Annotated in this window: 22 protein-coding genes; 8 read left to right on the top strand and 14 right to left on the bottom strand. The window is 66.8% G+C overall.

Annotated elements, in window-relative coordinates:
* Positions 1–44 precede the first annotated feature (44 nt).
* Both HNQ66_RS03285 and HNQ66_RS03280 read right to left on the bottom strand, forming a co-directional pair.
* Positions 45–437 carry a RidA family protein gene (locus tag HNQ66_RS03285; RefSeq protein WP_184140804.1) on the bottom strand — a complete coding sequence of 131 codons (393 nt, stop codon included), beginning with the start codon at positions 435–437 and terminating at the stop codon, positions 45–47.
* Positions 438–491: 54 nt separating this feature from the next.
* Positions 492–1985 (bottom strand): M81 family metallopeptidase, encoded by a 1494-nt coding sequence (locus tag HNQ66_RS03280; RefSeq protein ID WP_184140802.1) that lies wholly within the window; start codon positions 1983–1985, stop codon positions 492–494.
* Positions 1986–2150: 165 nt separating this feature from the next.
* Between HNQ66_RS03280 and HNQ66_RS03275 the strand changes: the two genes are divergently transcribed.
* Complete coding sequence (locus tag HNQ66_RS03275) at positions 2151–3014, top strand: MurR/RpiR family transcriptional regulator (protein ID WP_184140800.1); 864 nt, start codon at positions 2151–2153, stop codon at positions 3012–3014.
* 234 nt (positions 3015–3248) lie between these two features.
* On the opposite strand, the gene HNQ66_RS03270 is transcribed toward HNQ66_RS03275, so the two are convergent.
* Entirely contained in the window at positions 3249–4364 is a 1116-nt protein-coding gene (locus HNQ66_RS03270) for an ABC transporter substrate-binding protein (protein WP_184140798.1), read from the bottom strand.
* A gap of 239 nt (positions 4365–4603) precedes the next feature.
* Between HNQ66_RS03270 and HNQ66_RS03265 the strand changes: the two genes are divergently transcribed.
* Together HNQ66_RS03265 and pncB are read left to right on the top strand one after the other, a co-directional pair.
* Positions 4604–5392, top strand: coding sequence for a pyrroline-5-carboxylate reductase (locus tag HNQ66_RS03265; RefSeq protein ID WP_184140796.1), 789 nt, complete (start codon positions 4604–4606; stop codon positions 5390–5392).
* A gap of 7 nt (positions 5393–5399) precedes the next feature.
* Positions 5400–6704 (top strand): nicotinate phosphoribosyltransferase, encoded by a 1305-nt coding sequence (gene pncB, locus HNQ66_RS03260; RefSeq protein WP_184140794.1) that lies wholly within the window; start codon positions 5400–5402, stop codon positions 6702–6704.
* A gap of 207 nt (positions 6705–6911) precedes the next feature.
* Here the strand turns inward: pncB and HNQ66_RS03255 are convergent, their stop codons facing one another.
* The 10 genes from HNQ66_RS03255 to HNQ66_RS03210 form a co-directional block, all read right to left on the bottom strand.
* On the bottom strand, positions 6912–8141 hold the full coding sequence (locus HNQ66_RS03255; protein ID WP_184140793.1) for an aromatic ring-hydroxylating oxygenase subunit alpha: 1230 nt from the start codon (positions 8139–8141) through the stop codon (positions 6912–6914).
* A 96-nt stretch (positions 8142–8237) separates the two neighbouring features.
* Positions 8238–9338 carry an aminotransferase class V-fold PLP-dependent enzyme gene (locus HNQ66_RS03250; RefSeq protein WP_184140791.1) on the bottom strand — a complete coding sequence of 367 codons (1101 nt, stop codon included), beginning with the start codon at positions 9336–9338 and terminating at the stop codon, positions 8238–8240.
* Positions 9339–9346: 8 nt separating this feature from the next.
* Positions 9347–10114: an ATP-binding cassette domain-containing protein gene (locus HNQ66_RS03245; RefSeq protein WP_184140789.1), complete on the bottom strand. Its 768-nt coding sequence runs from the start codon at positions 10112–10114 to the stop codon at positions 9347–9349.
* Complete coding sequence (locus HNQ66_RS03240; protein WP_184140787.1) at positions 10111–10893, bottom strand: ABC transporter ATP-binding protein; 783 nt, start codon at positions 10891–10893, stop codon at positions 10111–10113. The genes HNQ66_RS03245 and HNQ66_RS03240 overlap by 4 nt, the downstream gene beginning before the upstream one ends.
* A complete protein-coding gene (locus tag HNQ66_RS03235; RefSeq protein ID WP_184140785.1) occupies positions 10890–11720 on the bottom strand; it encodes an ABC transporter permease in 831 nt (276 codons plus the stop codon). Before HNQ66_RS03235 ends, HNQ66_RS03240 begins: the two co-directional genes overlap by 4 nt.
* Positions 11717–12706: an ABC transporter permease gene (locus HNQ66_RS03230; protein WP_184140783.1), complete on the bottom strand. Its 990-nt coding sequence runs from the start codon at positions 12704–12706 to the stop codon at positions 11717–11719. Before HNQ66_RS03230 ends, HNQ66_RS03235 begins: the two co-directional genes overlap by 4 nt.
* A 231-nt stretch (positions 12707–12937) precedes the next feature.
* Positions 12938–14548: an ABC transporter substrate-binding protein gene (locus HNQ66_RS03225; protein ID WP_184140780.1), complete on the bottom strand. Its 1611-nt coding sequence runs from the start codon at positions 14546–14548 to the stop codon at positions 12938–12940.
* A gap of 131 nt (positions 14549–14679) precedes the next feature.
* Positions 14680–15264 (bottom strand): hypothetical protein, encoded by a 585-nt coding sequence (locus HNQ66_RS03220; RefSeq protein ID WP_184140778.1) that lies wholly within the window; start codon positions 15262–15264, stop codon positions 14680–14682.
* Positions 15265–15328: 64 nt separating this feature from the next.
* Positions 15329–16078, bottom strand: a complete 750-nt coding sequence (locus tag HNQ66_RS03215) for a CbtA family protein (RefSeq protein ID WP_184140777.1) — start codon at positions 16076–16078, stop codon at positions 15329–15331.
* A 9-nt stretch (positions 16079–16087) separates the two neighbouring features.
* Complete coding sequence (locus HNQ66_RS03210) at positions 16088–16297, bottom strand: CbtB domain-containing protein (RefSeq protein WP_184140775.1); 210 nt, start codon at positions 16295–16297, stop codon at positions 16088–16090.
* Between the two features lie 220 nt (positions 16298–16517).
* On the opposite strand from HNQ66_RS03210, the gene HNQ66_RS03205 reads away from it, so the two are divergent.
* From HNQ66_RS03205 to HNQ66_RS03185, 5 genes are read left to right on the top strand one after another with little or no spacing between them, the layout of a single operon-like run.
* Complete coding sequence (locus tag HNQ66_RS03205) at positions 16518–17111, top strand: histidine phosphatase family protein (RefSeq protein WP_184140773.1); 594 nt, start codon at positions 16518–16520, stop codon at positions 17109–17111.
* A 52-nt stretch (positions 17112–17163) separates the two neighbouring features.
* On the top strand, positions 17164–17904 hold the full coding sequence (gene minC / locus HNQ66_RS03200) for a septum site-determining protein MinC (protein ID WP_184140771.1): 741 nt from the start codon (positions 17164–17166) through the stop codon (positions 17902–17904).
* Positions 17905–17939: 35 nt separating this feature from the next.
* Entirely contained in the window at positions 17940–18755 is an 816-nt protein-coding gene (gene minD, locus HNQ66_RS03195; protein ID WP_184140769.1) for a septum site-determining protein MinD, read from the top strand.
* Positions 18752–19015 carry a cell division topological specificity factor MinE gene (gene minE / locus HNQ66_RS03190; RefSeq protein WP_184140767.1) on the top strand — a complete coding sequence of 88 codons (264 nt, stop codon included), beginning with the start codon at positions 18752–18754 and terminating at the stop codon, positions 19013–19015. The genes minD and minE overlap by 4 nt, the downstream gene beginning before the upstream one ends.
* A 41-nt stretch (positions 19016–19056) precedes the next feature.
* Positions 19057–19245, top strand: coding sequence for a hypothetical protein (locus tag HNQ66_RS03185; protein WP_184140765.1), 189 nt, complete (start codon positions 19057–19059; stop codon positions 19243–19245).
* Between the two features lie 4 nt (positions 19246–19249).
* Here the strand turns inward: HNQ66_RS03185 and HNQ66_RS03180 are convergent, their stop codons facing one another.
* Positions 19250–19741: a GAF domain-containing protein gene (locus HNQ66_RS03180; RefSeq protein ID WP_184140763.1), complete on the bottom strand. Its 492-nt coding sequence runs from the start codon at positions 19739–19741 to the stop codon at positions 19250–19252.
* Positions 19742–20130 lie beyond the last annotated feature (389 nt).

The following is a 20130-nucleotide window of genomic DNA, read 5'->3' as shown; positions in this document are numbered from 1 at the left end:
TGGCCCCGTCTAGCGGCCCGCGCGATGGGGGTCAAAGGAAACCGTCAGGCGGGTCGGCGCCGCACGGCCATCGCCGTCACCTCGACGCGCATGCCGGGATCGGCGAGCGCGCTAACGCCGACCGCGCAGCGCACCGGATAGGGCTTCTTGAAATAGGCGCAGTAGACCTCGTTGAAGACCGGGCGCTCGGCCATGTCGGTGAGGTAGATCGTCAGGTGGATCACGTCGGCAAGGCTGCTGCCGGCCTTTTCCAGCGAGGTCTTCAGGCTCTCCAGCGTGCATGTGCTTTGCGTGCGGATATCGCCTGTCTCGATGGAGCCGTCGGCCCTGAGCGGGATATGCGTCGTCATCAGGAGGTTGCCGAGGCCGGCGACGTCGGAGGAAATCTCGCTCTCGTCCGTATCCTCGATGAAGAAGGGGGCGTCGTGTCCGGCCATGGCGATTCTCCTCTGTGGTGTTGCAGGAAGCGACATAGGCTTTCACGCCGTCCGTCAACCGGAAATCGGCTGATCGAGCCCGAGCGGATCGGCGACGCGCGGCCAGATGTCGAGGCGCGCCTTGCGGTAGGCGGTCGTCGCAGGATCGGTCGGATAGGAGGTCGGCGCGGCGATATAGACGATCTCGGAGGAAACCGGCTCGAAGCCGGCATGGAAATGGTTGGTCGACTTGACCAGCAGGAAGGCCTTCTTCGTGAAATCCACGCCCTGGTTGGAGAAGATGTCCGGCTCGTAGGTCTGGGTGCGGCTTGTGATCAGCACGATGTCGATGCTCGTGCCGACCGGGCGCACGACCGCCGTGCTGCCGAGCGTCACGCGGCTGTTGCGGAAGCTCTGCCAGCCGGCATCGAAGACATGCTCGACCGTCACGCGCAGGTCGAGCGGCTCGCCGCCCTCCGGCCCCGACTTGCCACCAAAGCGCAGCGCCAGCTCCGCCCCCTCGCCCGCCGCATGGCAGAAGGTGACGGCGATGGGGTCCCAGATCGTCGCGACAGCCACGTCCTCGAAGCCGCGCTCTATCATCCGGCGCAGGATATGCGTCGCATCGCCCGCCACGCCGCCGCCGGGATTGTCCCAGACATCGGCGATCGTCACCGGCTTTTCCGGCCGCCCGGCGCGGATGGTGATGGCCCGGTCGAGGCCGGCCTCGGTATCGAGCATCGGCATGGCGGTCGTCCTGCGCAGGCCGTAAAGCTCGTGGCCGAGCCGCTGCGCCAGCGCATCGCCCTTCGCCCTGTCGCCGTCCGTGACGACGACGATGCGCGTTCCCATCTCCGGCACGTCGCCGGCCATGAAGCCGTGGATGACGGAGACGGAGAGGATGCCGTCGCGCCCTTCCAGCGCCTTCAGCCGGTCGACGAAGGAGCGCATCGGCTCGCGGCTCGTCGGGTAGATGGTGATCATCCGGCAGTCGAAGGTGGAGATGACCGGGCGGATCTCGCCCTTCAGGGTGCGTAGCGCAAGATCGACGACATGCTCGCCGCGCTCCTCGAAATCCGTATGTGGGAATTCGAGGAAAGCCGCCATCAGGTCGAGATTTTCGACGCGCTTGGCCGTCAGATGGCTGTGCGGGTCGAATTCGGCGGCGACCAGTACGCCGGGGCCGACGAGATCGCGGATGCGGGTCAGCAAATCGCCCTCCGGGTCGTGGTAGCCCTGCGCCACCATCGCCCCGTGCAGGCCCAGCACGACGGCATCGACGGGCAGAGCGGCGGCAAGCTCGCCGAGGATCAGGTCGCGCAGGCCCTCATAGGTCTGCCGCTGGATGAGGCCGGCCGGCTCCGCCCAGCAGGACGTGCCCTCGATGACCGTGAAACCCTCGGCACGCCCACGCCGGCGCAGGATCGGCACGACGGAGGAGCAGAGCGTCGGCGTTTCCGGATGCTCTCCCGGCCCCGCATAGAACGCCGCCTTGAAGGCGTTGAGGTCCGTCGGCACGGGGGAAAAGGTGTTGGTCTCGGTGGCGAGCGACGCGGTGAAGATGCGCATGCCGATCATTCCTGACGTTCGATGTGTAATCTGTTTTCAGAAATGAGCTATTTTCTCCGTTTTCGTCAATACGGAATGCCATTTTATGAAAATAATTTACATATGAAGCGGCACGCCGGGTATGATACGAACGGCGGGACGGCACATCATCTGTTAGGAGCATGCATGGACCTTCTTCACGCCCTTTCGGACGAAGAGGGCACGTTTTCCGCACGGGAAAAGGCGCTCGCCCGCCTGGTGCTGGAGGATATCGATTTTGCCGTCAACGCGTCGATCAACGATCTGGCGGAGCGGGCGGGCGTCTCGCCGCCGACGGTGACGCGCTTCTGCCGCCGGCTCGGCTGCCAGGGTTTTCCCGATTTCAAGGTGCAGCTCGCCAAGATGCCCTATGTGGGCCTTCGCTATTTCGCACCGGAAACGCCGACCGAGACGCCGGAGGAGGTCGCCGAGGATATCGTCGCCAAGGCGCAGAACGCGCTTTTCCAGATGCACCGCCAGCTCGACCTCGCGGCGATGAGCAAGGCCGCGCATCTCCTGCGCGGGGCCGATTTCATCCATGCCTTCGGCGCCAGCGGCAATTCCGCGATGATGGCCCATGAACTGCACAACCGGCTCTTCCGGCTCGGCTGCCCGGTCAGCGCCTCCAGCGACCACGGCATGAACGCCATGCTCGCCGCCGCCGCCGGGCCGGGCACGGTGGTCTTCGGCTCGTCCTTCAGCGGGCGCGACCCGATGCTGGTGCGCTGCCTCGACCTTGCGCGCGGGCGAGGCGTTCCCACCATCGTCGTCACGCAGAGCGGCTCGCCGGTGGCGAAGGCGGCCGACGTCGTCATTGCCGTCGACCTGCCGGAGGGCAGGAATATCTTCCGCCCCACCTCGACGCGCTACGCCTATCTCGCCGTCATCGACATCCTCGCCAACCTCGTCGCCTATGCGGATCGCGAGAAGGCGACGAGGATCCTGCGCAGCATCAAGGAAGAGCTTGTCCGCCGCCGCGACGGCGACGACCGGCAGGCGCTCGGCGACTGATCCTGCGGGGTGGGGAGGGTATCGCATATGGAGCAAAGGCCCCTCCCCAACCCCTCCCCACAAGGGGGAGGGACTTAACGCGCGGCACCCTCGGCATTCACGGATTGAGAGAAGAGCGGGCTGCCAGCCTTTCTCCCCCCTTGTGGGGGAGATGCCGGCAGGCAGAGAGGGTCTTCATGGTCGACTGCCCTGCTTCGGGACGGAAGGCGGCCCTCGCCGCCTCCCGCACCTTGCCTACTTCTTGATCGAGGCGTAGCTGCCGTTGCTCCAGCGGTTGATGTCGTAGCTGGCGTCCTTCAGGTCGCCCTTCTCGTCGAAAAGGACGGAACCGACGACGGTGTCGATCGGCTGACCGTTCTTGAGGGCTTCGGCGACCTTCGTCGGATCGTCGGAGCCGGCGCGCTCGATGCCCTGCGCGAAGGCCTGGATCACGGCATAGGAGAAGAGCGTGAAGCCTTCCGGCTTGAAGCCGCCGGCCGAAATCTTCTCGACGGCCTCCTTCGCCTCGGGCTTGGCCTGCGGATCGGACGGGAAGACGAAGAGCGTGCCTTCGCCGGCCGGGCCCGCCACCTGCCAGAATTCCGGCGAGGCGATGGAATCGGGCATGATGAGCTGGAACTTGTAGTTCTGCTCGGCGGCCTGGCGCAGGATGAGGCCGGCTTCCGGATGGTAGCCGCCGAAATAGACGACCTCGACCTTGGCGTCCTTCAGCTTGGTGACGAGGGCGTTGTAGTCCTTCTCGCCGGCATTGATGCCTTCGTAGATCGCCTCCTTCAGACCGTTCTCGTTCATCGTGGCGCGCACGGCGTCGGCAACGCCCTGGCCATAGGCCGTCTTGTCATGCAGCACGGCGACATTCTTGCCGGCATATTGCATGGCGATCCATGGGCCGATGAAGGCGCCCTGCGCGTCGTCGCGCGTGTAGAGGCGCATGATGTTGGTCCAGCCCTTGGCGGCAGCGTCGTCCGTCATCACCGGGTTGGAGGAAGCCGGGCTCATCATCAGCGTACCGTTTTCCGCATAGACGGCGGAGGCCGGAATGCTCGAACCCGAGCAGGCATGGCCGTCGACGAACTTGATGCCGCTCGCCGCGATGCGGTTGGCGACGGAGACCGCCTGCTTCGGGTCGCACTGGTCGTCCTCGAACTGCAGCTTGACCTGCCGGCCCATGACGCCGCCCTTGGCGTTGATGGCGTCGGCGGCGGCCTGCGCGCCCTGCTTGAACTGGTCGCCGATGGTGGCGAGCGGCCCGGTCATGGGGCCGGCCACCGCGAAGGTGATGTCGTCCGCCCGCGCGGCCGTGCCCATGAGCAGGCCGAAGGCCGCGCCGAGGATCAGGATGCGTCTCATGTCTCTCAACTCCCTTTTTCGCCCGCGTCCGCGCGGGTCGTTACCTGCAAGATCGTTCCCCGCCCGCAGCCTGCTCTTCTTCATCGGCCGGCTTGCGGGCTCTTCCCGCGATACGCACACTGGCATGGCGGGCGCCGGGGCCGCAAGGCACCCGCATGCCCGGCGGAAGGGGAAATTTGCAATTGCTGCGCGCCGGTTTTTCTGGCCCTATGCCGACGCGACAGGAACGGAACCTCAGAATGACCAAGCCCTTTGCCCGCAGGATCGGGTTCATCGGAACCGGCGCGATCACCGACGCCATGGTGCGTGGGCTTCTTGCGTCCCCGCCCGCAGTGGAGGCGGTCATGGTCTCGGCCCGCAATGCGCAGATCGCCGCAAGGCTCGCCGCCGATTTCCCGGCCGTTGCCGTCTCGAAGGACAACCAGGCGATCGTCGACGGCTGCGAGACCGTCGTGCTCGCCATCCGCCCGCAGATCGCCGAGGAGGTCGTCCGCCCCTTGCGCTTTCGCGACGGCCAGACGGTGATCAGCGTCGTCGCCGCAACCGCCCGGCCGACCCTCCTCGACTGGATCGGCGCGGACGTGCACCTGACACAGACGATCCCCCTGCCCTTCGTGGCGCAGCGCAAGGGCGTCACCGCGATCTTTCCGCCGGACGGGGAGACGGCGGCGCTGTTTGCCGCGCTCGGCACGGCCGTCGAATGCGAGACGAAGGCGGAGTACGACCTTCTCGCCGCAGCAAGCGCCCTGATGGCCACCTATTTCGGCATCATGCAGCAGGCGACGGACTGGCTTTCGGACAAGGGTCTGCCGGAGGAGAAGGGCCGCGCCTATCTCGCGCCGCTCTTTGCCGGCCTTTCCGAGACGGCGCTTGCCGCCGATCCGAAGCTCCCCTTCGCGCATCTTGCCGGGGAATTTGCCACGAAGGGCGGCCTCAACGAGCAGGTGTTGCGCGACTTCGGGGAGAAGGGCGGGCTCTCGGCCCTCTCCCGCGCACTCGACCGCGTCCACCAGCGCATCACGGGTTAGGAAGACAATGGCCGTCACCGACATCGCGACCCGCGCCTACGACCACACGTTCCGGCTCGATCCCATCGTGCGCAGCCTGCTCGACACGGACTTCTACAAGCTGCTGATGCTGCAGATGATCCGGCAGCTTCACCCGGACGTGCAGGCGACCTTCTCGCTCATTAACCGCACGACGCGCGTGCGCCTTGCCGACATCATCGACGAGGGGGAACTGCGCGCCCAGCTCGACCATGCCCGAAACATCCGCTTCACCAAGAAGGAGCTGATCTGGCTGGCCGGCAACAGCTTCTACGGCAAGGCGCGCATGTTCGGCCCGGATTTCATCGCCTGGCTTGCCGATTTCCGCCTGCCGGAATACGCGCTGCACAAGGCGGACGGGCAGTACGAGCTGCACTTCTCCGGCCCCTGGACCCACACGACCATGTGGGAAATCCCGGCGCTCGCCATCATCAACGAGCTGAAATCGCGCGCGGCGATGCGCAACCGCGGCCAGTTCACGCTCGACGTGCTCTATGCCCGCGCCAAGGCCCGGCTCTGGGAGAAGGTCGAACGGCTGCGGCACCTGCCCGACCTCGTCATCTCCGATTTCGGCACGCGCCGCCGGCACGGCTTCCTCTGGCAGCGCTGGTGCGTGGAGGCGCTGAAGGAGGGGCTCGGCGAGCGTTTCATCGGCACCTCCAACGTGCTCCTCGCCATGGACGCCGACCTCGAAGCCATCGGGACCAATGCCCATGAGTTGCCGATGGTCGCGGCGGCACTCGCCGAAGGCGACGAAGCGCTCGCCCGCGCACCCTACGAGGTGCTGGAGGAGTGGCGCCAGCACTACAACGGCAACCTCCTCATCGCGCTGCCCGATGCCTTCGGCACCGCCTCCTTCCTTGCCAACGCGCCGAACTGGGTGGCCGACTGGACGGGCTTCCGCCCCGACAGCATGCCGCCCATCGAGGGCGGCGAGCAGATCATCCGCTGGTGGCGGGGGAAGGGACGCGATCCGCGCAGCAAGCTGCTGATCTTCTCCGACGGCATGGACATCGACAGCATCGAGGAGACCTACCGACATTTCCAAGGCCGCGTGCGCATGAGCTTCGGCTGGGGCACCAACCTCACCAACGATTTCCGCGGCTGCGACCCGGACGGCGGCACGGGCCTCGACCCCATCTCGCTCGTGTGCAAGGTGACGAGCGCCAACGGCCGCCCGGCCGTCAAGCTCTCCGACAATCCGCTGAAGGCGACGGGCGATCCCGCCGAGATCGAGCGCTACCGGCGCGTCTTCGGCGTGAGCGGACAGGACGCACGGCCCGTCGACGTCTGACGGCGGGCAAAAAAAATGGGCCGGCGGAAACCGCGGCCCATGAGATGTGAAGGTTAAAAACCTCCAGAGGGGAACAGCTGCTGCGACGGCACTGGGAGGAAAAAGCCGTCCTGTGCATCAGCTGAGGGCACTATGCTCGTTTTTTGACCAAATGGGAAACATTTATTGTGCAACGCAGCTATGCACATGCTGCGTTGCTCCCAAACCTCAGGCGCGGCCGATCTCGTCGAGATACCAGTCGATATAGCGCAACTCGTTCTGCTCCATCGGCGCGATGGGGCCGGGCACGAAATAGTGCGAGCGCACGCCGCGGGCCGTATGCTCGATGATCGTCTTGTCCTCCTCGGTCGTCACCTTCCACAGCCAGGTGAGCTTGGAAAGGTCGTAATCGCGCCCCTCCTCCGCCTTGCCGTCGACGAGCCAGATCAGCTCCATCTCGCAGCTTTCCGCCGTCTTGGGGATGAAGCGGTAGATCATGCCGTGGTCGGGATAGCAGACGAGGAAGGTCGTGCCGCCGAGATGGATGGACGTCACGCCGCCGTCGAAGGCGGAAAAGCGCCCCATCAGCGGCGCCACCGCCTTGCCGTCCTCGCTGCCGCTCTCCACGCCGTCATAGAGCGCATAACGGAAGGCGTGGATTGCTTCGCGGCCTTCCCGCGAGGTCTGCCAATGGTTGCCCGAGCCCACCTCGATACCGAGCGCGCAGGTGCGCGCCTCCATGGCCTCGTTCAGCGCCTCGATCATGTGCAGCGGCTGCTCCAGCGCATGGGTCTGCGAATATTCCGGATGGGCCGGGCCGCAATGGTAGCATTCGACATAGTTCTCGACGGCGAGCTTCCAGTTGGCGTCGACCGGATAGCTTTCCCGGTGCGCCACCTTCGCGCTCGCCCAGCCGTACTGGCCGCAGGTCGCGTGCAGGAGGTTCTCCACCTCCAGGAAGTCGAGCGGATCTTCGGCGAAGGAAATGAAGATGAGGCCTTCGACCACCCGCACATGGAGCTTCTTCAGCCCATGGTCCTCGCGCCTGAAATCCTTCGGCATCAGCCGGGCGGCTTTCAGGTTGCCGTCGTTGCCGTAGGTCCAGGCGTGATAGGGACAGACGAAGGCGCGGGCATTGCCCTTCGGCTTGGTGCAGACCTCCGCGCCGCGATGACGACAGACGTTCAGCATGGCATGGACCGTGCCATCCGCCGCGCGGGTGACGATCACCTGCTCGGTGTCGATGCGGAAGACCTCGAAGTCGTTGACGTTCGCGATCACGCTCTCATGGGCGATACAGTGCCAGTGGCGGCGGAAGACCCGCTCCATGTCGCGCTGGTAGATTTCCGGGTCGTGGTAGAACGGCCGGGCAAGGCCGTAGCCCGGCCGATGCTCCGAAACGAGGCGGTCGATGCGGTCGGGTGTCTCGGTTATGACGGCTTCGGCAATGTGTCCCATGGGATCGATCTCGCGCGGCTGATATCCGTCAAGTATCGATAGGCCCCCGGTTTCCGGCAAGATGGCCGAATGGCCGCGATTAATCGACGGTGTCGATTAGACATCCGCCCGATAGTGCGCCGCGACCGCTGCCGCCGCTGCGGCGACATCCGCCGTCTGCCCGACCTTGCCAAGCGCGATACCGTAGCCGACGACGCCCGAAAGCACCGTCTCGAAGCGCGCGCGCCGGCCGGTATGGTTGAGCCGCACCAGCCTCTCGGCGCCCGGGCCGACGCCGGCGGAGAAATCCGTGTCGAGCGGCGCGGCGGCGGCAAGGAAGGCCTCCATGTCCACGCCCTCCGGCAGGCATGTCGTCGTGACGAGATGGGAGGCGCGGCCGGCCTCGGCGGAGGGTTCGGCGCCCAGCGCGAGGAGGCCGGCCCGCGTCGCCCGCGCCGCCGTGGCGTGGCGGGCAAGAATGGCGTCGAGCCCTTCGGCCTCCACGCGGTCGAGCGCCGCTTCCAGCGCGAAGAATTCCAGTTGCGCCGAGGTGCCGGGCAGCGCCCCGCGGCCGGCATCGAGCCAGGCCTTGCGGTCGAGGAGCGAAAGGCTGGAGTCCCGCGGCCCTCCCTCCCTGCCTATGAGCGCCCACGCGGCCGGGCTTACCGAAACCGCCGAGACGCCGGCAGGGCCGGCCAGCGACTTCTGCGGCCCGATCACCGCGATATCGACGCCGAGGGCATCGACCGCAAGGGGATGGCCGCCCACCGAGGCGACGGCATCCACCACCGTGACGATGCCGCGCGCCCGGGCGGCCGCGACGATCTCCTCCAGCGGATTGAGCACGCCGTTCGCCGATTCGGCATGGCACAAGAAGACCGCCTTGACATCGGGATGGGCATCGAAGGCCGCCGTTACGGCCGCAATGCCGATAGGGCGAGCGGGTTCGGCAGTCAGCGTCACGACCTCCGCCCCGCCGCGTCGCAGCCAGCCGCCGGTCCAGGCGCCGAAGGGGCTGGTGACGATGTTGATCGCTTTCAGGCCCGGACGGGCAAGGCTTGCCGCCACCGCCTCCAGCGCCACCACGGCCTCCGTCTGGAAGAGCAGGATATCGTTGCGGGTCGCCAGGATTTTCCCAAGCCGGTCGGCGACCGCGCCGAAGCGTTCGGCGGGAAAGACGGGGACGTCGTTGAGGGCATTCCAGCGGTCGAACGGCATGGCGGCTCCTATTCGATGACAAGGCGCGGCACGGCGCGCACCAGCGCGCGGGCGGCGGGCGATTGCGGATCGGCGATCACGCGGGAAGTAGGTCCGGTCTCGACGATCCGGCCCGCCTCCATGACGGCGATGCGATGGGCGACGGCGGCGAGTACCGAAAGGTCGTGCGAGACGAAGAGATAGGCGATGCCCCGCTCCTCCTGAAGCGTCACCAGCAGCTCGAGGATCTTTTCGCGCACGGAGACGTCGAGGGCCGAGACGGCTTCGTCCAGCACGATCAGCGCCGGATGCGTGGCGATGGCCCGCGCGATGGCGATGCGCTGACGCTCGCCGCCGGAGACCTCGCGGATCGACCGGCCGGCATAGGCGGCGGGCAGGCCGACGCGGTCGAGCAGCGCGGCGACCTCGCGCGCCCGCTCGCCCTTCGGCACGACGGCGTGGATGCGCAAGGGATCCTCCAGCGCGGAGGCGACCGTGGCGCGCGGGTTGAACGCGCCGAGCACATCCTGGAAGACCATCTGCATCCTGGCCCGCCTGCGGCGCAGCGGCGCGCCGGAAAGCGCCAGCCAGTCCTCGCCGGCAAAGCGGATGCTGCCGGTATCCGGCTCGGCGAGGCGCGTGAGGACGCGCGCCAGCGTCGACTTTCCGCTGCCGGAGGCGCCCGCCAGGCCGAGCGTCTCGCCGGGCGACAGGTGAAGCGAGACGCCGTCGAGTGCCGTCACGCCGCGGCCGGCGGCATAGCGCTTGCAAAGGCCTTCGGCAACAAGCAGGGTCATGGCGCCGCCTCGTGAATGAGGGGCGGCGTCGCAAGGTCGCGATGACTGGCAATCAGCGTTTTCGTATAGGCCGCCGCCGGCGCTGCGAGCACCGTCCGGGTCGGGCCGGTCTCGACCAGCGCGCCCTTGCGGAAGATCGCGACGCGGTCGGCAAAGCCGGAGGCGAGCGCGATATCGTGGGTGATGAAGAGCAGCGTCATACCGGCCGCGCGCACGAGATCGTCGAGCAGCGCGACGATTTCCGCCTGCACCACCATGTCGAGCGCGCTCGTCGCCTCGTCGGCGATCAGCATTCCGGGTTTCGCGGCAAGCGCGGCGGCGATCGCCACGCGCTGGCGCTGGCCGCCGGAAAGCTGGTGCGGAAAGGCCTTCGCCACCTTTCCGGGATCGGGGAGCCGTACCTTCTCCAGCATCTCCACCGCGAGCGAAAGCGCCTGTCGCCGCGACAGGCCGAGATGCCGGCGGGCGCCCTCCCCCACCTGCTCGCCGATAGTCAGCACCGGATTGAGGCTTGCCGCCGGATCCTGGAAGACGAAGCCGAGGTCGCGGCCCGGCCGCGGCGGCGACCCCGCGGCCCAGCGCATCCCGCCTTCGACCCGCGCGCCGTCCGGTAAAAGGCCGGCAAGCGCGCAGGCGAGCGTGCTCTTGCCCGAGCCGCTCTCGCCGATCACCGCCAGCCGCTCGCCGGCGCGGATATCGAGGTCGATGCCGTCAAGGGCGGGCACGGACGCGCCGGGATAGGCGACGGAAAGACCGCGGATTTCGCAGAGCGCCGTCATGCCGCTGCCCTCCGGCCGGAAAGCGCCCGGGTCAGCCCCTCGCCGAGCAGATAGACGCCGACGACCGTGAGGACGAGCGCGATGCCCGGGAAGATCGACAGCCAGGGCGAGGAGCGCAGCACGTTGCGCCCTTCGGCGATCATCGAGCCCCAGGTGACCACGTTCGGATCGCCAAGGCCGAGGAAGGACAGCGCGGCCTCGGTGAGGATGGCTGCGGCGACGATGATCGCCGAGAGCGCCAGCACCGGCGGCAGCACGTTCGGCAGGATTTCCCGGACGGCGATCTCCACCGGATGCATGCCGGCGACCCGCGCGGCGGCGACATAGTCGCGCTCGCGGACGGAGAGGACCTGCGCCCGGGTGAGCCGCGCCGGATCGGCCCAGGCGCCCAGCGCGATGGCCAGCACCACCACCGGCACGGAGGGGCCGACAACACTGACGAAGGCAAGCGCCAGAAGGAAGCCCGGCACGATCTGGAAAGCATCGACCATGCGCATCAGCGCCTCGTCGAGGAGCCCCCCGGCAAAGCCCGCCGCAAGCCCCACGCACAGGCCCATGGCGAGCGCCGCCGCCGCCGCGGCAAGGCCGACGGCGAGTGAGGTGCGCGCGCCGTGGATGAGGCCCGCCAGCACGTCGCGCCCCAGCCGGTCCGTGCCGAGCGGAAAGGCGGGATCGCTGAACGGCGTCGTCAGCGCCCGGCCGGCAATGCGCAGCGGATCGCCCGGCGAAAGCACCGGCGCGAAGAGGGCGACGAGCGCGAGGCATGCCAGAAGGGCAAGCCCGACCGCGCCTTCCGGGGTCGCCAGCAATCGCCGCATCGTCCTCATGCGCCGCGCTCCGTGGCGCCGACGCGCGGATCGAGCAGGGCGTAGACGATGTCGACGAGGAGGTTGACCGCGATGACCAGCACCGCGCTCGTGACGATGATGCCGGTAAGGAGTGCCGTGTCGCGCCCGCTGACGGCCTCCTGCGCAAGGCGGCCGAAGCCGGGAATGGCGAAGATGCTCTCGATGACGACGCTGCCGCCGAGCATCGCCGCCGCCTGCAGGCCGAGCATGGTGACGAGCGGCAGCAGCGCATTGCGCGCGACGTGCCTGAGCACGATCCGCATGCGCGAAAGCCCCTTGGAGCGGGCGAAGAGCACGAAATCCATGCCCCAGACCTCCGCCATGCCGGCGCGCATCACGCGCAGGAACAGCGCCATGTAGATGAGCGCCAGCGTGCCGACGGGAAGCGCGAGATGGACGGCAATATCGACCGCGCGAGCAAGGCCGGTGCGGCCGGAGGCGATGGTCTCGATCCCCGAGGTCGGCAGCCAGCGCAGCTGCACGGCGAAGACGATGCTGAGGACGAGGCCGAGCCAGAAGCTCGGGATCGCATAGAGCACGAGCGAAACCGTCGACAGCGCCCGGTCGCGAAAGCTGCCCGGCCGCGCGCCGGCGAGGATGCCGAGCGCCGAGCCGAGCCCGAAGGACAGCGCGGTGGCGCTGCCCATCAGCAGCAGCGTATTCGGCAGGCGCTCGACGATGAGGTCGCGCACCGGCCGGTCGAAGGCGACGGACCAGCCGAGGTCGAGCCGGGCGAGCGAGGAAAGATAGAGCCACAGCCGCGCCGGCATGGACTGGTCGAGCCCGTAGGCCGCGCGCAGCGACTGCGCGACACTGGCGTCCCCGCCGCCGATGGAAAGAAGATAGGCATCCACCGCATCCCCCGCCGCCGTCTCCAGAAGCAGGAACGTCAGGACGACGACGATCAGCAGCACCGGGATGCTGGCGAGCGCGCGGCGTGCAATGAGGCGGAGCGCGCGGTTCATGCCGCCTGCCGCAGACTTGTGCGCCGTGGGCAACGCGTCTGTGGCACCCCCCTCTGGCCTGCCGGCCATCTCCCCCTCAAGGGGGGAGATTGGCAAGATGCACCCACCCCGTTCAAACGGCATCGCTGGAAACGGGCAAAACGCAGCTCCATCCGATCTCCCCCCTTGAGGGGGAGATGGCCGGCAGGCCAGAGGGGGGTGTTCGCGGCAGGTGCCTTCATTGCCTCGCCATCACCCCTGAAGCGCGGTATCGGCCCAGTTGGAGACGGCCCAGCGGGGGTTGCTGGCGACGTTGAGTACGCTGTCGCGGGCGACCGTGATGAAGCCCCATTCGGCGACGTTGATCAGCGGCAGGTCGGCCGCGACGAGCTTCTGGAACTGGCGGTAGAGCTCGGTGCGCCGGGCGGTATCGATGGTCTCGGCCGCCTTGGCGATGACGGCGTCGAGCTCGGCATTCGCATAGCCGCCCTGGTTGGAGAAGCCGACGCCGGCCGGAATGCCGGACTGGACGAGGATGGTGGTGGAGATCGCCGGATCGCCGCGGAAGACCGGCGGGGCGACGGCGAGATCGAAATCGTGGTCGGTATAGACCGCCTTCTGGTGCGCGGCCGAATCGGCGTTGACGATTTCCGCATCGATGCCGACGGCGGCGAGCGCCTGGCGCAGGTAATCGCCGAACTGGCGCGTCTCGTTGAAATAGGGCGCCGGACGCAGTTTCAGCGAGAAGCGCTTGCCGTCCGCATCCTTGGCATAGCCCGCCTCGTCGAGCAGCGCATTGGCCTTTGCGACGTCGAAATCGTAGGTCGGCACGTCGGCGTCGTAGAATTCCGGCGCGTTCTTCGGCACGGGGCCGGTGGAGGCGGCCGCATAGCCGAGGAAGATCGTGTCGACGACGAATTTCCTGTCGATGGCATGGGCGATGGCCTGGCGGACCTTGAGGTCGGCGAGTTCCTTGCGGCGGTGGTTGATCTCCACGACGAGCTGGTAGGTCAGCGCCTCGTAGCCCTTGGTGATGACCTTGATACCCGGCACCCTGGAGATGCGGTCGAGGTCGGTGAGCGGCACGGCGGAGAAGGCGGCGAGCTGGATCTCCTCCGCCTCCAGCGCGGCACCCGCCCCGGCGCGGTCCGGCAGGACGCGGAAGACGATCTCGTCGAGGTTCGGCTGCGGCTTGCCCCAATAGGCGTCGTTGCGGGTCAGGCGGTAATATTCGCCGGGCTTGTATTCGGCGAAACGGAACGGGCCGGTCCCGACGAGCTGGACGTTCGCCGGATTGGCGGCGATGTCCGTGCCCTCGTAGAGGTGCTTCGGAATGACGCTGCTGACGACCGGCAGGGCGTTGCGGATGAGCTGGAGCGGCGTCGGCTTGGAAAAGCGGAAGACGGCGGTGGCCGCATCGGGCGTTTCCACGGTCTCCAGATTGGCGAAGACGATGCGGCCGAGATTCTGCAGGGGCTTCCAGACGCTGAGAGCCGAGAAGGCGACGTCGGCGGAGGTGAAGGGCTTGCCGTCGTGCCAGGTCACGCCCGCGCGCAACTTGAACGTCACGGAAAGCCCGTCCTCGGATCCTTCCCAGGCGGTGGCAAGGCGCGGCGAAAGACCATCCTTGCCCTCGAAGGAGGCCTCGGCCAGCGGCTCGATCACCTTGCTCGCCACGAAGAACACACCGTTGGAGGCGACGATGGCCGGATTGAGGTTCTTCGGCTCCGAATCGGCCGCCACGATCAGCCGCCCGCCGGCAGATGCGGCCTGCGCGCGGGCAAGGGTCGGCAGGGCGGTGGAGGCGAGAAGGGCGGCGCCTGCCTGAAGGAAGGTTCGCCGGGTCGGAATCGCGGTCAGCATCGGTTGCTCCTCAATGACGGGACTGCCGGATATTGGCGCCAATCGCGCCGCCAACACAGGCAGGAAATTCTCAGACTATGCCTTGCGAGGACAAATTCCATGCGCCGCGAAGCATGCCTGGCACATTGCGCTCAGGTAACGCGCCGCAAGCGCAGGAAGACGAGCCCGGCCACCGCAAGAAGGGGAGAGGCGGCGGCGAACAGCGTGGGCTTGTGCTCGATCGCGTTTTCCCAGTGGGGCGTGATGAAGGCGCTGGTGTAGAAGGGTTCTTCGGAATATTCGCACAGGATCAGCGCGCTGCCGCGCCGGATCATCTCGGCGTCGATCGTCGAGACGAGATCGCCTGCCGCCGCCGCCACGCTCGGCATGGCGCGCATGTGCAGGAGCAGCATCCGCGCGGCGGAAAGATAGGCATGGGAACATTCGTTGAAGGGGCTCGCCTCGTCGGCGATCGCCCGCGGCCCCAGGCCCCACAGGCAATAGTAGTTCTGGATGCGCGCGTAGTTTTCCAGCTTGCGGAAGACCGGGTCGGTTTCCCTGGCCCCGGCGGCGATACCGAGGATGGCGCCGTAGTGTTCGTCCAGCACCGCAAGGGCGCCGTGCGAAAGGCTCGGAATGGCAAGGCCGGTTGCGTTGAAGGAGGATACGCGGCTGCTGTGGGCAAGGGCCGGGCCGCAAGCGGCGACCATGAACGTCAGGAGAAGAAGCAGACGCAAGGCGATGGTCCTCTTCAGGCCGGCGGAATGCCGCGGCGGACCGCGGCATTCGCTGGATCGAAAGTCAGAACTTCGCGGCGAGTGCGCGATAGTTGCCGGACTGCTGGAGGCTGCGTTCCGCCAGATAGCCGAAGACGAGCGCGAGGGCCGTCCAGAGAACGGCTTGCAGCCCTACCGTCGCAAGGCGGAATTCGTAGAGCGTCAGCGCCGGAAAATTCTCCGGCACTTCGTTGATTGCCGGCAGGAGGCGGAAGACGATCGTCAGGAACGCCACATAGGCGACGCCGGCGACGATCGCGCCGTTCCAGCGGCCCCACTGCTCGCCAAGACGGCGGGCGAAGGCCACGGCAAGGGAGAGCGCGAAGATGGAAGCGGCGAGCGTCACGAAGAACAGCCCGGTGCGAACGCCGATCGTCTCGGGATCGCCGACGGCCGGCGGGTTCGGCGGATATTTGAGGTCCGGAACCACGACGAGGGCGACGAAGGCAGCAGCGCCCAGAACGAGCGCAAGCGCGCGCGGGCTGAGGCGACCGACGCGGCCGTAAAGGCCGGCGAAGACCAGCGAGAAGATGCCGCCCATGGCGACGGCATAGGTGACGACCCCGGTGAAGAGGCCGATGCCGGCCTGTGTCTGGCGGCTGACCGCCTCGGGTTCCTCGGGCGCACCGGCGGGTGCTTCCGCCGCGGCCATCAGCTCTTCGAACGCGATGGCGCGGTCGACCTGCGGTTCGCCGTAAAGACGTGCGAAACCGAAGGCAATGAGGCCGGCGACGAGGCCGGCGATCATGCCCCTCAGCAAAAGGTGTCCGGTCATGTCGTCACCTCAATGGCAGGGAAAGCCGAGGAGATGGCGCCCGTCGTGTACGAATTCGTGAACTTCCAGACCCGACAGGAGACGTGCGGCACCTTCTTCGGTGCTGACGAAATAAAGCGCGAGCAGCATCAGGATGCCGCCGAAAAGAGCCCAGGGGAAGAGCTGCGCTGCGGGAATGGGCGTTACGGCCGTGCCGTGGCTCAAGGTAATATCAGACATTTGGTCCCTCTCAGAATACGCGTTCGCTAGTGGGGCGAATTTGAAACTCTCGAGGTCTGGCTTTCGCGAATTTGCGATTACAGTGGCGCGACCGCGCCAGAATTCCACTGGCTTCCCGAGACAAGTGGAATATCTATCAACGGTGTTTCCCGCCTGTCAATGAAATCCGGGGACTTGCCGGCCGATTCGGCGGCAAAAGACGAATTGGAAGGGGCAAAGAGTGACGACGCCATCCACGGCCGCCCGCGCAAGCCGCCTGACCGTGCTCTGCCGCGGCGCGACGCCCGCCAGCCGGCAGGCCCGATTCTCCTCCGACGAGCCCTTGCCGGCGGGCGAAGCGGAGCGGGCAAGCCGCCTTGCCGGCACGCTTGGCCGCTTCGAGGCGGTGCTGCACGGGCCGGAGGCGAGCGCGGCGCAAACGGCGGCGGCCTTCGCGCCGGATGCCGTTGCCTGCCCTGCCCTCGCCGACGTCGATTTCGGCCGCTGGACGGGCCGCACCCTTGCCGACATCGCCGCCGAGGCGCCGCAGGACCTTCGGCGCTGGATGGCGAATCCGGCGGCCGCGCCGCATGGCGGCGAATCGTTCGAAACGGCGCAGGCGCGAGCCGCCGTCTGGCTGGAAAGCCTGCACGGCACCGGCGGGCACCGGCTCGCCGTGACGCATCCCGTCATCCTCAAGCTCCTGTTCGCCCATGTTCTCGGCGCGCCGCTCTCCTCGGTCTGGCGCATCGATGCCGAGCCTTTCTGTCTGCTTTCGCTTTCGAGCGAGGGCACACGCTGGGCGCTGCGCGGCTTCGGCCCGGCAATCCGTTAACCATTTGTTAACCATTCCACCGCTACATCGAAGCAACTGAAAATTAACCAAGATGACTGACGTGTTAACTCAACCCCGGCCGATCCGCCTCAAGGGGCGGTCCTTCCTTGCGCTTGCATTGACCCCGGAGCTGCCCTTCGAGGACTGGCTGGTGCGCCTCGACGACCTGGCCGCCCGCTCGGCCGGCTTCTTCCTGCGCCGCCCGGTCGTGCTCGACGTCGACGGCCTCGACATCGACCGCTCGGAGCTTCACATGCTGGTCGAGGCGCTGAGGGCGCGCAACGTGCGCGTCATGGGCATCGAGGGCGCACGTTCCTCGCTGCTCGGCCCCGACCTGCCGCCGGCCATGACCGACGGCCGCCCGGCCGGCGACATCGAGGCGCCCGAGAGCGAACCGGCGGAAGCGGCCGGCCCGGTCACGCCTGTACCGGCGGTTCCCGCCATGCCGGCGCCGGTGGGCGTAACGCCCTCGCTGGTCGTGACGCGGCCGGTCCGCTCGGGCCAGTCGATCTTCTTTCCGGAAGGCGACGTCACCATCGTCGGCTCGGTCGCCTCGGGCGCCGAAGTGGTCGCCGGCGGCTCGATCCACGTCTACGGCCCCTTGCGCGGCCGGGCGATGGCCGGCTCGACGGGCAATGCCTCGGCGCGCATCTTCTGCCGCAAGCTCGAAGCCGAGCTGATCGCCGTCGACGGCTTCTACAAGACGGCGGACGACATGGAACCGGAACTGCGCGGCAAGCCCGTGCAGATCTGGCTCGAAGGCGAAACGATCAAGGCCGCGACACTCGGCTGAACAACAAGGCGAACAGCCATTTACTGGAGACGTATATGGGCAAGGTAATCGTTGTCACATCGGGCAAGGGCGGCGTCGGCAAGACGACGTCGTCGGCAGCTCTGGGCGCCGCGCTGGCGCAGAACGGCGAGAAGGTCGTGGTCGTGGATTTCGACGTCGGCCTGCGCAACCTCGATCTCGTCATGGGCGCGGAACGGCGCGTGGTCTACGACCTCGTCAACGTCATCCAGGGTGAGGCAAAGCTCACCCAGGCGCTGATCCGCGACAAGCGCGTCGAGACGCTCTACCTGCTGCCTGCCTCGCAGACCCGCGACAAGGACAACCTGACGCCGGAAGGCGTCGAGAAGGTCATCACCGCCCTCAAGAACGCGTTCGACTGGGTGATCTGCGACAGTCCCGCCGGCATCGAGCGCGGCGCGACGCTCGCCATGCGCCACGCCGACGTCGCCATCGTCGTCACCAATCCGGAAGTCTCCTCGGTGCGCGATAGCGACCGCATCATCGGCCTTCTCGATTCCAAGACGCTGAAGGCGGAGAACGGCGAGCGCATCGAAAAGCACCTCCTGCTCACCCGCTACGACGCGGCCCGCGCCGAGCGCGGCGACATGCTGAAGGTCGAGGACGTGCTGGAGATCCTGTCGATCCCGCTGCTCGGCATCATTCCCGAAAGCATGGACGTGCTGCGCGCCTCGAACGTCGGCGCGCCCGTTACCCTCGCCGACGGCCGCAGCGCCCCGGCGCTCGCCTATTTCGAGGCGACGCGGCGCCTGAAAGGCGAGACCCTGCCGGTCACGGTGCCGGGCGAGAAGCGCAGCTTCCTCGGCAAGATCTTCGGAAGGAAGGCGGCATGAATCCTTTCCGCTTCTTCTCCCGCGCCCAGTCGGCCCCGGCCGCCCGCGAGCGGCTGCAGGTGCTGCTCGCCCACGAGCGCGCCGCCACCGGCGACTCCGACCTCGTCAACAAGCTGCGCGACGAAATCCTCAAAGCGATTTCCAAGCACATGCAGGTCGACGACGAAAAGGTCTCCATCAAGATGGAACGCGGCGCGCAGGTCTCCACGCTCGCCGTCGACATCGAGATTCCGTTCAACGCCGGCAAGAAGGCCGCCTGAGCCTTCGAGCTTCAACCTCAACCGCTCAAAAGGAGGATGCCATGAGCCGTCTTACCCTTCTGGAAAGGCTGAAAGCCGCCCAGCAGACCCCCAAGTACCAGGGCCGCGACATCACCACCATCAGCGCGGTGCTGTCCAACACGGCACTGGCGCGGCATGTGGAGATTTGCGAGCAGGCCGCCGGCATCGCCCCCAAGGCGGGCGAACCGTCCGGCACCACCACCCACTAGGGATTTAAGGATCGCTCGCCGCGACGTAGAGCGCGGCGAGCGCCTCGAAACCGGCCTGGTCTTCCGGCGTGAAGCGGCCCGGCGACGGACTGTCGAGATCGAGGACGCCGAGGACGGCGCCGTCCCTGATGAGCGGCACGACGAGTTCCGAGCGCGAAGCGGCGTCGCAGGCGATATGGCCGGGAAAGGCGTCGACGTCCTCGACGCGCCGGCTGCGCCGCTCGGCGACTGCGCTGCCGCACACGCCCTTGCCGACCGGAATGCGCACGCACGCCACCTTGCCCTGGAACGGGCCGAGCACCAGTTCCCTCTCCGATTTCAGGAAATAGAAGCCGGCCCAGTTGAGGTCCTCGACGGCATCGAAGATCAGCGCGGCAAGATTGGCCGCGTTGGCGATGGCGTCGCGCTCGCCGTGCAGGAGCCCTTCTGCCTGCGCCAAAAGCTCACGGTAGAAGCCCGGCTTGTCGGCCGCCTCGATTTTTCCGATGTGGTGCATGGCAGTTCCTCGACGTGCGTTTCGCCGTCGATAGACCCCGGCAAGGCCGCTGGCAAGGCGCAAGTCCCGGGCCTGCACCTCTCGTTTCCGGGGCGAACGGTTCCTTTCAGAAATATATCGTATCGCGATATACATCTTCTTTTCTGACTATACGCAAGTTTCACCCTGCCGGCAGGGCCTTACGCGCGCCTTTATTTTATTATATATGAATATATAAGTATTGATGCGAATATACAAATACTTATTCCTTAAATACTTCATACGATAAAATTAGTGATAGAATCGACACCACAACATAAAATTGAAAATTCGACATCCCTAGAAATAGGGAGGAGAAATTGCGTGTTCTTAGACCAAAGTTGCATGGTTTTATCGATTTGCTAACCATT

The sequence above is a fragment of the Shinella fusca genome, assembly GCF_014203155.1.
Classification (GTDB): Bacteria; Pseudomonadota; Alphaproteobacteria; order Rhizobiales; family Rhizobiaceae; genus Shinella; species Shinella fusca.
The sequence above is the reverse complement of the archived record's forward strand: the minus strand, read 5'-3'. Positions and strand labels throughout refer to the sequence as shown.